The 12545-nt window shown below is 65.2% G+C and carries 15 protein-coding genes and 1 tRNA gene; 5 read left to right on the top strand and 11 right to left on the bottom strand.

Features of this window, described 5'->3' with window-relative positions; genetic code table 11:
- Positions 1-534 precede the first annotated feature (534 nt).
- From ASD25_RS23400 to ASD25_RS23390, 3 genes are read left to right on the top strand one after another with little or no spacing between them, the layout of a single operon-like run.
- A complete protein-coding gene (locus ASD25_RS23400; protein ID WP_369816671.1) occupies positions 535-1500 on the top strand; it encodes a hypothetical protein in 966 nt (321 codons plus the stop codon).
- Positions 1500-2324 carry a hypothetical protein gene (locus ASD25_RS23395; RefSeq protein ID WP_056620904.1) on the top strand — a complete coding sequence of 275 codons (825 nt, stop codon included), beginning with the start codon at positions 1500-1502 and terminating at the stop codon, positions 2322-2324. The genes ASD25_RS23400 and ASD25_RS23395 overlap by 1 nt, the downstream gene beginning before the upstream one ends.
- Positions 2312-2668 (top strand): DUF2958 domain-containing protein, encoded by a 357-nt coding sequence (locus ASD25_RS23390; protein WP_082572580.1) that lies wholly within the window; start codon positions 2312-2314, stop codon positions 2666-2668. Before ASD25_RS23395 ends, ASD25_RS23390 begins: the two co-directional genes overlap by 13 nt.
- Positions 2669-2881: 213 nt before the next feature.
- On the opposite strand, the gene ASD25_RS23385 is transcribed toward ASD25_RS23390, so the two are convergent.
- From ASD25_RS23385 to ASD25_RS23360, 7 genes are all read right to left on the bottom strand, one after another.
- A complete protein-coding gene (locus ASD25_RS23385; protein WP_056620902.1) occupies positions 2882-4045 on the bottom strand; it encodes a hypothetical protein in 1164 nt (387 codons plus the stop codon).
- Positions 4046-4117: 72 nt separating this feature from the next.
- The gene (locus ASD25_RS23380) at positions 4118-4387 is read right to left on the bottom strand and encodes a hypothetical protein (protein WP_156389433.1); all 270 of its coding nucleotides are present in this window, start codon (positions 4385-4387) and stop codon (positions 4118-4120) included.
- A 43-nt stretch (positions 4388-4430) separates the two neighbouring features.
- The gene (locus tag ASD25_RS23375; protein ID WP_056620898.1) at positions 4431-5156 is read right to left on the bottom strand and encodes a hypothetical protein; all 726 of its coding nucleotides are present in this window, start codon (positions 5154-5156) and stop codon (positions 4431-4433) included.
- Entirely contained in the window at positions 5149-5358 is a 210-nt protein-coding gene (locus tag ASD25_RS23370; RefSeq protein WP_056620896.1) for an AlpA family transcriptional regulator, read from the bottom strand. Before ASD25_RS23370 ends, ASD25_RS23375 begins: the two co-directional genes overlap by 8 nt.
- Positions 5359-5481: 123 nt before the next feature.
- Positions 5482-6294: a hypothetical protein gene (locus ASD25_RS30720; protein ID WP_156389432.1), complete on the bottom strand. Its 813-nt coding sequence runs from the start codon at positions 6292-6294 to the stop codon at positions 5482-5484.
- Between the two features lie 13 nt (positions 6295-6307).
- Positions 6308-7510 (bottom strand): site-specific integrase, encoded by a 1203-nt coding sequence (locus tag ASD25_RS23365; protein WP_235562853.1) that lies wholly within the window; start codon positions 7508-7510, stop codon positions 6308-6310.
- A 102-nt stretch (positions 7511-7612) separates the two neighbouring features.
- Positions 7613-7699: transfer RNA gene (locus ASD25_RS23360), tRNA-Ser, on the bottom strand.
- A 194-nt stretch (positions 7700-7893) separates the two neighbouring features.
- Between ASD25_RS23360 and msrA the strand changes: the two genes are divergently transcribed.
- Entirely contained in the window at positions 7894-8544 is a 651-nt protein-coding gene (gene msrA / locus ASD25_RS23355; protein ID WP_056620894.1) for a peptide-methionine (S)-S-oxide reductase MsrA, read from the top strand.
- 143 nt (positions 8545-8687) lie between these two features.
- On the top strand, positions 8688-9248 hold the full coding sequence (locus tag ASD25_RS23350) for a DUF1579 family protein (RefSeq protein WP_056620892.1): 561 nt from the start codon (positions 8688-8690) through the stop codon (positions 9246-9248).
- On the opposite strand, the gene ASD25_RS23345 is transcribed toward ASD25_RS23350, so the two are convergent.
- From ASD25_RS23345 to ASD25_RS23330, 4 genes are read right to left on the bottom strand one after another with little or no spacing between them, the layout of a single operon-like run.
- A complete protein-coding gene (locus tag ASD25_RS23345; protein WP_056620890.1) occupies positions 9245-11047 on the bottom strand; it encodes a DUF885 family protein in 1803 nt (600 codons plus the stop codon). The two genes, ASD25_RS23350 and ASD25_RS23345, sit on opposite strands and share 4 nt — an antisense overlap.
- 48 nt (positions 11048-11095) lie before the next feature.
- Positions 11096-11599 carry a hypothetical protein gene (locus ASD25_RS23340; protein WP_056620888.1) on the bottom strand — a complete coding sequence of 168 codons (504 nt, stop codon included), beginning with the start codon at positions 11597-11599 and terminating at the stop codon, positions 11096-11098.
- 13 nt (positions 11600-11612) lie between these two features.
- Entirely contained in the window at positions 11613-12035 is a 423-nt protein-coding gene (locus tag ASD25_RS23335) for a hypothetical protein (protein WP_082572579.1), read from the bottom strand.
- A 33-nt stretch (positions 12036-12068) separates the two neighbouring features.
- The gene (locus ASD25_RS23330; RefSeq protein WP_056620884.1) at positions 12069-12539 is read right to left on the bottom strand and encodes a hypothetical protein; all 471 of its coding nucleotides are present in this window, start codon (positions 12537-12539) and stop codon (positions 12069-12071) included.
- Positions 12540-12545: the final 6 nt, after the last annotated feature.

Here is a 12545-nt window from a genome sequence, read left to right as displayed (position 1 = left end):
GCTCATCGGTATTGTCGCCGTTGCGGTCCCAGAGCTTATCCGGCACAGCTCGAAGGTCTTCTTCTAGGCGCGGTCGAACGTCTGTTCTTGGCGCGTAGCCGCTGTTCGATGTCTAGCGACGGCTCGATCAGTTCTGGAGCCATCCCTGAATTCCGAAGGTATTGGTCGCTCGCTTCAGATACTCCATGGGACGAGGCCTGGACCGGTCAGCTCGACAGAAATCGGCCGGATCGTTTCAATAATTTGAGTCGGGCGGGCACGATATCGCTAGACCACTGCCTCAGCGCTATCGCCGCCATCGATGCTGGGTCATCTGGTTGAACGCTACATCATATAACTCCTTCCCCCCCACCAAACCCCAACCCACCACACCCCTCTCCACTGCCTTTCACCCCACAACCACCGCAATCTAAAATCCGTTCCCTGCACGTTCCGGAGAGAACTATTGAGAAGAGGGAACCGGTGTTTGGTCGGTGATCTGCTGATCCGCCTCGATGAATCCTCGACGTTCGAAAACGTCAAAGAGGATTGCTCGTGGAGCTCTTTCCGCCGGATCGCCTGCCGCTCATCCCTGAAACCCTGCTGCGGGAACATAAGGTTCTCTGCCAGGCCGACAGCCGCTTCCGCGCCTGTGCCAGGTTGCTCCAAGCCCTTCATCGCGAGGCTGCGGGCTGGGGCGTCGGAACCTATGAAACCACCGCCGGCCGCAAGAAGAAGATGGGCCACCTGGTCGCGACCTACGACGGGGCGTCGGGCGCCAACTTCCTCTCTCTGGACGTTCATCGCCTGGCCCGACGCGAGCTCGCGTACCGTGAACCGGGCTCCATGTGGGAAGAGAAACGGCTCTACGAGAACCTTCTGAGTTCGACGCCCCTGGCGCTGAACCTGATGGGCCCGCTGAAGCTCGACCGCGGTCTGGCCGAGGCCTTCGTGCGCGAGATCGCGCCGGATCTGGCCGGCCGCGTCTGTTCGGTTTCCTTCGAACATAGCCCGGGCCGCGGCGACCCGACCTTCACCGCGGATGGCACCGCCTTCGACGCCTTCATCATCATCCGCCAGGAAGATGGCCGCAAAGCCTTCCTCGCGTTTGAGCTGAAGTACAGCGAGACCTGCGCCGAACCGGAACCGCGCATGCGTCCCCGCTACGACGACCTGTCGAACGCGAGCGAGCTCTTCATCGACCCTGAGGTCCCTGACCTGCGCCGAAACCCTGTCCAGCAGTGCTGGCGGCTTCACATGCTGGCCCAGAGCATGATCGACGCCGGTCTCTATGACGCCGGCCGCCTGTTCGTCATCGCGCCGCGCCTCAATGATCAGGTTCAGCGCGCGACGGCCCGCTACCAGACCCACCTGACCCCGCCCCGAGGCGACAAGGCGGGCTTCGTCAACCTTGTTCTGGAAGACGCCATCGGTGCCTTGGCGCTGGCCGGGGACCCGGACCAAGCACGCCGTCTGACGGCACGCTACACTGACCTGTCGCCGGTTCACGCGTTGATCTGATGCAATCGCGTCTCCCCTTCATCACTGCAGATCCGATCTTCGACCGGGCGGTCGGGATGGTCTGGGGCGCGGCCTGTGGGGCGAGGGTCGGCGAACAGCCGGCCTCTTCCTGGCCCACCTGCGACGACATCCTGGTTCATCTAACCGTGAGCCTGATCGAGCATCAGCGGCTCCTAATCGACGACGTCTTTCGTCGTCTCATCCGAGCCTGGGCGCAGCGCGCAGGCCGCCCGGCGGTGGTGAGTGCGGTTGGACCCACCACGCAGGCCTCGACCGCGGCCTTCGTCGCAGGCCTGGCGCCCATCTGCATTCTGCGCCGCACCGACCGAAAGGCGGCTCAGGCCGAGGCTGCGGAGCTGGCGATGCAGTTTGGAGCCGGGGCCGCCGGCGGGGAGGCATTGGAGCTGACGACCATCTTCCTGCGCCTCGCCGTCTTGGGCGAGGGCAGGGCGCGCGCGCTCGCTCCCCTTCATTGGGAAGGTGAGGACCGCGTAGCCCGTGTCGCCGGCGGCCGCAGCTTGCCGATCGAAACCAAGAGAGACCTGGTGGCGGCTGTTGATCAGGCCCGCGCGCTCGCCCTGCGTCAGGTTTCATTGACGACCGCCTTCACGGCCCTGGCCTCCATTAATGCCGGCCAGGACGCCTTCATTCTGACAGGGGCGCTAATCGGCGCTTTGGACGGACGCCAGGCCTTCATCTCGGATCCCAGCATCGACCGCACTGGTACGCCAAGCGCCAGGATGGAGCAGCTGGTGGGTGAGCTAATGTCTCTCCACCGCCATCCCTTCCTTAAAGCCGGAGGGACGCCGGCATGCCCAAGCTGATCACCACTGCACAGATGCGCCGACTGCAACGACAGTGGGCCGAACTCGATCAGGCGCGCCGGACCGGGCGGGACTATGACCCGCAACCCATCCTGAAGCTGTTCACGCCCGACGCCGGGGCGACCTGGCTCATCGCCGCTCTCAGCCCCGATGAACGCACCGCCTGGGGCGTTTGCGACCTCGGCCTCGGCTTAGTCGAAATCGGTGAACTGGATGTGGCCGAACTGCGTGCGGTCCGCGGCCGGCTCGGCCTGCCGATCGAGCGTGATCGCTGGTTCACGCCCAGCGCGACCCTCAATGGGTATCAGGCCCAAGGCGCCGCTGCCGGGCGGCTGTCGGCATGATGACGAAAATGCCGGCGTTCTAAAAGAGTGCTTGGAGGGCCCATGGATTACAGTGACTTAGGCTCCATGGCGCGCGGTTTCATCCTGGAAAACTGTCCGAGGCCCGCGTCGCGCTTCCACACATCCGACCTGTGGTGAAACCACGACCCTTCCGCTGGACAAAAAAGGGGGGCGGCCGTTACGGCCGCCCCCCTACTTGTCGTTCCGGTCCGTTCAGGCAGACCAGGTCGGACTGTCGACGTCGATCCGCTCCGGATATTCGATCGCTGACAGGCTATCGATAAACCGGGTGACGCCTTCAGGGTCGAGGCCCGCCGCTAGAGCATACCGGCTCCAAGCGGCGTCCCCCAGGGTGGCGGTGCTGTAGCCCCACCGCTGGCCCTGGATGACGCCCTGAGGCGAACGGGCGAGGGCCCGGAACATCGAGTTCTTCCCGTCCCAGTACGAGGCCTCGACGCCCTTGAAGATGTAGCGCCACAGGGCCCATTGCGCGCGCATCTCACGCGGCAGGGACGGGGATCCGTCGAGCTTTTTCGCCGGCGACGTCATGGCGATGGCATAGGCGGGCTTCGTCGGAGCAGACGAGAAGTGCGATTGCACGGCCACCTGTCTGGCGCTCACCTGCGCCGCGGCGAGGCCCGTGTAGTCGCGGATGGCGCGGGCGACCGCCCGGAGCAGAGCGCCGCGTCGGTCCGGATCGCAGGCGAGGATCACATGGCTATGCAGACCCTTCGCCTTGGAACGCTCGAGCGTCCACAGCCAGGTCAGCGGCGCGCGGCCTTGGGCGAGGTTGCGACGGTTCCAGTCTCGCAGGACGGCGAAGACCTTACGCTGGCCGTCATGGACGCCGCGATCGGAGTGAACTCCGACCATCGACCAGGTGATGGTCAGGTGCGTCGAGAAGACGAGACCCCTGGCGTTGCCGCGAAGAATGCGTTTGTAGGCTGCGGCGGTTTGGGAAGTGCTCAGGCCGGTGGTGCACACCTTGTCATGGCGCAGGCGACCGAGGCCGTCGAAGACGCCAAACGGGTCCGCCCGGGGCCCAGCAAGGGGCTGGCGGCTTCCGAACGGATCGACCGTCACCGGGGGCAGCTTCGTCCGGCGGCCTGCGAAGCATTGAGGTGGGCAGCGGTTGACCTCGCACTCAAGGTCGGCCTTGTCCGCGCCAGACCACCAGGCGAGGGGGTTCAGAAGATCGTGGCGGTGACGCGACATCGCGCGATCACGCTCCCGCTCCTCATGACGGGCATGGCGCTTTTCGGCGTCTTTGTCTTCGGCCTGGGCTTGGGCGGACGCCAGTGTGGCCTGGACGGCCTTGGACATAAGGTCAGTGGGCGCCGTATCGCCAAGGCTGGGGGCGGGGAGCTGGTCGAACATGGGTTCTCCGGAATAAAGAATGCCCGCCGCTCGAGCGGCGGGCTGGGTCGTGGGGCAGGTTAGGGCGGGGCCTTAGGCGTCGGTGGGACCGGCGGCGTCGGAGGCGGTCGACGCCGCTTCGGAGATGACCGGGTCCACCTCCCAGGGCGGACCGAGATCGGTGTCTTCGTCATCGGAGGGCGGCGCTTGGCCGACCGCGTCGGTGGAGGACAGGTCGACAAGCAGTCGGAACAGGTTGCCCGGGACTTCCCGGCTCGCCGCATGAGCGAGGCGGGCCGCGGTGATCGGGCTGATCGATTCAGCGGGCGGAGTGGTCTTCTTCAAAGTTGAGCGAAGGGTCATGTCGGATCCAGATGTCGGCCCCGCTGGCGGCGGCCGGAAGTTGCTAGGGGGCGGGTTGAGCGGCCGGCTTGGCCGTCGTGGCGGTCGACGCGTCGAACATGCCGAACAGGTCACCGATCGGCGGACGACGACGCGCCTCCGCCTTGGCCTTCAGATGGACTGACCAGTCCTGGGAAAGCTGACGCCGGCGTTGCTCTGCCTGTTCGGTTTCCGCCCGTTGACCAGGCGTCTGCAGCTCGGCGCCCGCGCGGACGTAGATTCCCGGCAAGCTGTCGTCCGGCAGCGAGTTCATGAGCGCTCGCAAGCAGCCGCAGGTCGCGACCAGCCAGCCGAGCGCCAGCATGACATCGGCGCGCAGCTCCGGCGACGACACTCGGGCGACGTCTTCCAGGCCGGGCTCGACCGTACGCGCCACGCCCTCGGACACCTGGTCGATGGCCAGGCGAGCGGTCGGCATGACCTGGACGTGCAAGCAGCGGCGGTCTTCGTTCGTCAGGGTCGACAAGAACTCCGGCGCGATCAGGTCGGTGAAGGCATCGGCGGGCTCGTCTTCGGTTACGATCGCCTGGCGGCGCGCCTTGCAGTCGGTGTGGTCACAGGGCGACATCACGACAGCGAAGGGGGCCCCGGGAGGGGCGAGGCTCTGGTCGATCACGGCCGGCGACCGCAGGGCCCAGTCGAGACTGCTGATCGCCAGTCCGTCTGCGAGGCCAGGGACATCGCAGACGGTCGAATGCGATGCGGGAGAGGGGATGATGCGCTTAGCCACCGCAGCGCATCTCCAGACCGAGGGCGACCGCGACCTCGTTGAGGTTCCAGACGGTCACGCCCGGCGACAGCTTGATCCCCGGCGGCACACGACCGTCGCGGACCCAGTTATGCCAGGTGGACTTGGACACGCTCGCCCAGCGGGCGGCGTTTTTGGCGCGCACGAACTTCGTGCTCGCGGTGGAATCGAGGGGGATCGTCAACTGGGGCCTCCATCAGGGAAAGAACCCATTCTGAAGCCGCGTATTTGACCTTCGAAGTGCGCGAGCGCGTCAGACGCCGTCGTTAGAGTTTTCGTCGCTCGCGCTCTTTACATTCCCGATGGCTTATGAACCGGCCCGGGACCTGGAGGGACGGTCTATGATCCAGCGTTCTAACTCATCGCGAGTCGGCACTTTCAGCTCAGCCGCCCTTGGATCATTGACAACCTCGTCCTCGTAGACATCCAGAAGGTATGTACGGGCTCCCCATTTGACTTTTGCGAACCCCTCTAATTCTTTCAGAGCCTCGAGCATGCGGGTTGCGCGTTTAACGGTCGCAGCTTTGCTGGATGTGCTGATTTGAAGCAGTTTTTCCCTCAACGTCGCATTTTCGGCTTGGAGCTGCGCGTAGGTCGGCATCACATCGGCGACAAAGGCGCAGTCCCGCAACAGAAGCTCGATGGGCTCACTCAGGAATTGCTCCGAGTTATTTGCTTGTCGCAGAGTCCGTCGTGCCGTCTGCAAGTCGACAAACGAGCAGGGGTACCATTTAGAGGATAAGAATCCTCGATCTATTTTCCGTACATTATCAACATTACCCGCTCTTAGCTTCAGTATATCGAACGCAGTTTTAATATGCCGCCCAGCGGCAAATTTCTGTCCTGTAGAAGAACAAGCAAACTTCATCGTGGGGCTTTCATAACCTGAGACATGCCAGCCCGTAAGCATTAGGGTTGCGCGCTCAAGAGTTATCATTTCTATAGGTATCGGCTCCTCGTTAAAGCCAATATCGTCGTGCCACCACCAATGTCTCGGGGAAATCAGTTCCTTTACAAGATTTACTTGATCGCTTGCCTCAAGATCTGTCAGATGGACGTTCTGACTATCCATCCACGCAGCAAAGCTGCGGCGGCTTGATGTGCTGTCCAACGTCTTCATTTGTGCTTCATTACTAAGCTGAATTTCTAAGATACTTCGACCAATCATCCATCAACGCGGAGCGCTTCTGGAGAAGATCACCGCGGCGATATGCGGCCTCAACCTGGCTTCCGATCGCGTGTGCCAAGGCCATCTCCACCACCTCATTTGCGTGCGAGGTTTTCTCGGCTGCCCAGTCGCGGAAAGCCGATCTGAAACCGTGCACCGTGACGTCGATCTTCATGCGCAGCAGCACGGCCCGCATCGCGTTTATGCTAAGGGCGCTAGCCGTGGTCGGGTGGGGGAAGATCAACCCGGCACGACCGCCGGATCCGCGAGACTCCAGAATGTCCAAGGCGGCCGAGGTCAGGGGCACACGGTGCTCTTTGCCGGCCTTCATGCGGCTGGCCGGGATGGTCCATAGCTTCGCCTCGAGATCGACCTCCTCCCATCGCGCGCTCAAGATTTCGCTGGTTCGACCTGCAGTCAAAATCGTGAACGCCAAGGCTTGGGCGGCCACGCCGGTCTGTGCCTGCAGCTTTGCAACAAAGTCCGGCATCTCCGCGTACGCCAACGCGCGGTGGTGTTGAACCGACCGAACACGACTGCGAGCCGGGAGAACCTTGTCGAGGTTTCCTTTCCAGCGGGCGGGGTTGTCGCCGGAGCGATAGCCCATGACGGTGGCCCAATCCAAAATCGACTCGATCCTGCCGCGCACCCTCGACGCGGTTTCCGATTTCGTCGCCCAGATCGGTTCCAGCGCTTTCAGCACCAAGGGGCGGTCGATCTCAGCGACAGAACGCTTGCCAAACACCGGGGTGGCGTAGGCCGTGAGGGTAGATTGCCATTGCGCGCCATGTTTGGCGTTCTTCCAGCCGGCTTGGTTGCTCCGGATATAAGCCGTGGCCGCTTCATCGAAGGTGATCTGCTTCGGCCGCTCTTCAACCTGCCGGCTGGCTTTAAGCCCTCGCTTGGCATCGACGGGATCGAGACCGCTCAGCTTCATTCTTCGGGCTTCAGCAGCGGCCTCTCGAGCTTGAATTAATGTGACATCTGCCGCCGGACCTAGCCCAAGTTCGCGTTCTCGCCCGTCTAACCGATAGCGAAAAATCCAGCTTTTGGATGTTGGGCCATGAACCTGGAGCCAAAGACCACCGCCGTCGGCATATTTTCCCGGATCCTTGACGTGCTTCACGAACTTCGCGGAAAGCCGGCTGAGCGAGCGGATATTACCCACGCATTTACCCCCGCATTGTCGGCCGACTGAGCTGGTCCGGTCTGGACAAGAATGGACCGGCGTTTCGGGAAAAGTCTAGTTATTTCGGGGCTTAAAGCGTGAAGGACAGAGAGGGATTCGAACCCTCGGTACGCTTTCACGTACACACGCTTTCCAAGCGTGCGCGATCGACCACTCCGCCACCTGTCCGTTTCCACGACGTCGCCCAAAGGCCTTCGTGTCACGCCGGAGGTCGATCCGGCGCGAGGCGAGGCTGATAGAACACCCGGCCCCCCTCGGCAAGCGCCTGAACACATCCCATATAGGGGTTTGATCGTTCGAACGGCCGCGGCGGATCAAGGAGGCGGGAGCCTTCTGACCGCGGCCCACCACGGAGCCCGCCCATGCTGTTCAGGAAATCCCACGAAATGCCGACCGCCGACGAGGCGCTGCCGGGACGGAGCACGCCCCTGCACACCGACGAAGTCCACTACGTCACCGGTCGGCCGCTGAAGGGGCCGCATCCCGAGGGGTTCCAGACGGCCATCTTCGGCATGGGCTGTTTCTGGGGCGTCGAGCGCATCTTCTGGACGCTGCCGGGCGTCTGGGTGACCTCGGTCGGCTATTCGGGCGGCATCACGCCCAATCCGACCTATGAGGAGACGTGCACGGGCAAGACCGGCCATACCGAGGTGGTGCAGGTCGTCTTCAACCCGCACGAGATCAGCTACGGCGAGCTGCTGAAAGCCTTCTGGGAGAACCACGATCCGACCCAGGGCATGCGCCAGGGCAACGACATCGGCACCACCTACCGTTCGGCGATCTACTATCTGGACGACGAACAGCGCGCCGAAGCGGAAGCGTCGCGTGACGCCTACCAGGCCGCCCTGTCGAAAGCCGGGCGAGGCACGATCACCACCGAGATCGCGCCTGCCGGGCCGTACTATTTCGCCGAGGACTATCACCAGGGCTATCTGGCCAAGAACCCGGCAGGCTACTGCGGCATTGGCGGCACCGGGGTGGTGTGCCCCATCGGCGTGGGCGTCGAAGCCTGATCATGCACCGGGAGGGGGCCGGCAGGGTCTGCCTGGCCCTGCCGGGCGCCGGCGCCCTGACGGTTTGCGATCAGCGTTCGACGAAGGCGGGCGATCCTGCGGAACCGGAGCGCTAGGGAGAGGCGTCTTCAAGAGGTCCTCACATGCGCATCGCCAGTTTCGCCGTCTCGCTCTTTCTGATCCTCGCTCCGGCCGCAGCGGCCCAGACGCCGCCCGCCGGGTCCCCGCCGGGAACCGAGCTTGAGCCCATGAAGCTCGAGGCCGGGATCTGGGACGCGGTCGTCACCTTCCCCGCGAGCACGCCCGGCGGCCCGCCGACCACGGCGCGCGGCGTTCAGGACAACACCCTGCGCTCGAACGGCAACTGGCTGATCAACGAATTCCACATCGAGGGCATGCCCTACAGCGGCACAGGCCTGTGGGGCTGGGACTCGGCCACGCGCCGCTATGTCGGGGTCTGGGGCGACACCAACGAGCACCGCATGCGCCAGGATGTCGGCTACTGGAACGCCGACACCCGCACCATGATCTGGCACACGGACCTCGTGCGTCAGGACGGCATGGTCTCGCCGATGAAGATGGTCTCGAAATACGACGGCGATCGCCGGACGTTCGACATCTTCGCTGTGGGCTACAAGACCGGGGCTGAAACCCTGCTGGTTCACATGGACTTCACGCGCCGGGTCGCCGCGCCCGCTTCCTAGTCGGCGGGCCGGGCCTTCTCCTCGGCGATCCAGCGGTCCATGCGCTCGTCCAGCAGGGCCATGGGCAGGGGACCGTCGACCAGAAGGGCGTCATGGAAGCGCCGCACGTCGAACCGGTCGCCCAGCTCGCGCTCCGCCCGCGAACGGACGCCGCGCAGCCGGATCTCGCCGATCTTGTAGGCCGTGGCCTGACCGGGCCAGCCGATATAGCGCTGCAACTCGGTCTCGATGTTCAGGGGGGACAGGGCCGAGTTGTCGCGGAAGCAGGCGCGGGCCTGCTCGATGTTCCAGCCCAGCCAGTGGATGCCGGTGTCCGACACCAGCCGGCAGGCGCGCCACATCTCGTAGCTGAGCCGGCCGAACCGCTCGTAGGGGGTGCGGTAGAAATTCATCTCCTCGCCGAGGAACTCCGAATACAGGCCCCAGCCCTCGATGAAGGCGGTCACGTCGACCCCGCGACGGAAATAGGGGCCGTCCTCGGCCTCTTGCTGCAGGGCGATCTGCAGGTGGTGGCCGGGCACCGCCTCGTGCAGCGTCAGGGCCGGCAGCTCGTACAGGCCGCGCTGGTCGAGGCTCGAGGTGTTGACCATATAGCCGCCGGCGATGCCGTTCTCGATGGAGCCCTGGTTGTAGCGGCCGGTGGTGTAGTTGGCCTCGATCTCGCGCGGCACAGGCCTCACGCCGTAGGGCAGGCGAGGCAGGGTTCCGAACAGGGCCGGCAGGCCGTCGTCCGCCCGTTTGGCCATCTCCGACGCCTTCTCCAGCAGGTCCTCGCGCGTGGTGGCGTAGAACTGCGGATCGGTGCGCAGGAAGTTGAGGAAACCGGCGAAGTCCCCGGTCCAGCCCGCGGCGTGCATTTCGGTATCCATGCGGGCCCGGATACGCGCAACCTCTTCCAGACCGATCTGATGCACCTGATCCGGGGTCAGGTCCGTAGTGGTGAAACCGCGCACCAGATAGGCGTAGGTCTCCCGCCCGCCCGGCCGGTTGACCAGACCCAAGGTTTCGGGCGCGCGGGGCAGATAGTCCTCGCGCAGGAACCGCGCCCATTCGCGGCGCTGCGGCATGACGCCGTCCGCCACGGCGCGGGCGGCGCGCGCGCGCAACGCGTTCTGCTGATCCACGGGGATCGAGGCGGGCAGGGCGGCGAAGGGTTTCAGCAGCGGATCGGCGCCGGGAGTCAGCGCGGCCTCGGGCTCGATCAGGGTCAGGGCGTTCTCGACGATCGACCGAGGCTGGACCATGCCGGTTTCCAGCCCGCGCCGGGCATTGTCCAGCTGATCGGCGTAGATCTTCGGCATTGCCTCAAGCCGCGCAATCCAGGCTTCGGCGTCTGCGGCCGTGGAGATGCGGGTGACCGTGGCGACATAGCTCAGGCCCTGACCGGGGCCGCCTTCGGAGCTGAAGGCGTCGATGCGGCCGGTGTCCAGCGGGATGCGGTCCCGCGAGCGCTTGACGACATAGGTCATGAACGCATGGTTCAGCCGCTCGTCGTCGGTCAGGCCGGCGGGGTCGATCGCCGCCAGCCGGTCTGCGAATCCCTTGAGGACGGGCTCCTGCGCCACTTCGAACGCGCGCGAGGCGTCGCCCAGCCGGGACAGGGCCGCCCTGTCGCCTTCCATGCCGGCTGTGACCGGGTCGACGGATCGCAAATAGGTCTCATAGTCCGCCAGCACTGAAGCCAGCGCCGCATTGGGGGCGACGGGAGCGACCGCCGCCGGAGCCCGTGTCTGGGCCAGCGCCGGCGGGGCGAACCCGGCAAGCAGGGCGATGGCGCTGACGGCGATGACGGTCTTCATGAGGTCCCTCCCGAGGAGCAGGGACTGCACCGGAGCCGGCGCTCCGCGTCAACCGCAGAAGGCGAAGAAGCGCTCGATATTGGGCGCCGAGTGCGCGTGCGGCGCATAAGCCTGTCTCGCGCCGTCCTGCCACATCGCCAGCCAGCCCAGTTGGCGGAAACGTCGAAACACCGGCGCGTCCGCCGCCGCCTCTGCGCTCAGGAAGACGCCGTCGTTGACCTGTGAGGGTTCCGCCGTGGCCGGGAACCGCTCGGTCTCGCCGCCGGACTCAAGATAGAACTCCGGTTTGGACGCGTTCTGCGCCATGCCGCTCAGCGACAACCGGCCTGACGCCCGGGCGCAGTCCAGACCCAGCCGCAGATCATCGCTCTCGGCCAGACCATAGGCGAGCCGGGCGGCGTCCTCGTCGACGTGGAAGAACCAGTCGTAGCCTTCGACCGGAACGGGCGAACCGCTGGAAGCCGTCGGTGAGGGGCTGTCGGGCGCGGCGGTCGCGCACGCCGACGCCGTCAGCGCCAGGACGGCAAGAGCGAGGATCGTGCGGCTGCGCATGTCGTCTCCGGGTTCAGCCCGAACACAGTTCCGAGAAACGGCGCAGCTTGGCAAGATGGCCCGCGGGAACTTCGACCGGCCGCCGGTGGTCGCCCACCAGCACGTTCATCTCGCCGCTCGCCGCAAAAGCCGCGAAGACGGGGTGGTCTGTGCGCAGGGTCAGACGGGTGGCGTCGCCCCGGGCGGGCGCGGCCTCGGCCATTGCGACCGCGTCCCCCGCGGTAATCCGCGCCATTCCGGTCCGGGGGATGCCATAGAGGGTGAGCCGGGCGACGCTCGACCCCGGATCGCATTCCAGCGTAGCGCGCAGGTTTGCGGTGTCGGGGACCTCATTGGCCAGCACCACAGGCGCGGCGTCGGGGTACAGGGTCCAGGTCCAGGCCGGGGCAGACGGCGTCTGCCCGGCGATGAAGGCGGCGGCGAGTAAGGCGAGCATGTTCAGCCCCCGCTGAGGTTCGGCCGATTGTGGTCAGACGCCGCGATGTCCGCAATGGGCGAAAAATTGGTCGATCAATTTGCGCTCGTCCCGCGTGGCCGTCAGCTCGAACGCGCCCGCATCGCCCTCGACCGCCATCCTGCCGCGCTGGGCCAGCTGTTTGAGGGAGGGGTCCTCGACCGACAGCCGGATCTCGTCCGCCAGTCCGCCGCTGAGAGGATCGATAGCGACGGCATTCATCGACGCCTTCTGGATGCGGGGACCGACCGGCTTCACGTCGCCATACAGGACCGCCTGCGCCTGACCCGGCTCGCAGGTCATCATCAGCGCCAGCTGGTCCGAGTTGGCGACGCCATAGGCCAGCTTGGCCATTTCGCCCTCGTGGCTGAGGTGCCATGCCATGGGCGCGACGCCGGTCTGGGCGTCCGAATTCGTCGCCTGCGACTGGGCGGCGAACGCGATCAGGCCGAGGGCGGCGACAGCAGGGATGGCGAACTTCAGCATCAAAAA

It is taken from the genome of Brevundimonas sp. Root1423, assembly GCF_001426805.1.
Note: the sequence above shows the minus strand (reverse complement) of the source record. Positions and strands in the feature narration are given on the sequence as shown.

Bases quoted from the DNA above. Each gene is read 5' to 3' on its own strand.
- ASD25_RS23395 (WP_056620904.1), top strand. From the start codon at position 1,500: ATGCAATCGCGTCTCCCCTTCATCACTGCAGATCCGATCTTCGACCGG.
- ASD25_RS23390 (WP_082572580.1), top strand. From the start codon at position 2,312: ATGCCCAAGCTGATCACCACTGCACAGATGCGCCGACTGCAACGACAG.
- ASD25_RS23385 (WP_056620902.1), bottom strand. From the start codon at position 4,045: ATGTTCGACCAGCTCCCCGCCCCCAGCCTTGGCGATACGGCGCCCACT.
- ASD25_RS23380 (WP_156389433.1), bottom strand. From the start codon at position 4,387: ATGACCCTTCGCTCAACTTTGAAGAAGACCACTCCGCCCGCTGAATCG.
- ASD25_RS30720 (WP_156389432.1), bottom strand. From the start codon at position 6,294: ATGAAGACGTTGGACAGCACATCAAGCCGCCGCAGCTTTGCTGCGTGG.
- msrA (WP_056620894.1), top strand. From the start codon at position 7,894: ATGCTGTTCAGGAAATCCCACGAAATGCCGACCGCCGACGAGGCGCTG.
- ASD25_RS23350 (WP_056620892.1), top strand. From the start codon at position 8,688: ATGCGCATCGCCAGTTTCGCCGTCTCGCTCTTTCTGATCCTCGCTCCG.
- ASD25_RS23345 (WP_056620890.1), bottom strand. From the start codon at position 11,047: ATGAAGACCGTCATCGCCGTCAGCGCCATCGCCCTGCTTGCCGGGTTC.
- ASD25_RS23340 (WP_056620888.1), bottom strand. From the start codon at position 11,599: ATGCGCAGCCGCACGATCCTCGCTCTTGCCGTCCTGGCGCTGACGGCG.
- ASD25_RS23335 (WP_082572579.1), bottom strand. From the start codon at position 12,035: ATGCTCGCCTTACTCGCCGCCGCCTTCATCGCCGGGCAGACGCCGTCT.
- ASD25_RS23330 (WP_056620884.1), bottom strand. From the start codon at position 12,539: ATGCTGAAGTTCGCCATCCCTGCTGTCGCCGCCCTCGGCCTGATCGCG.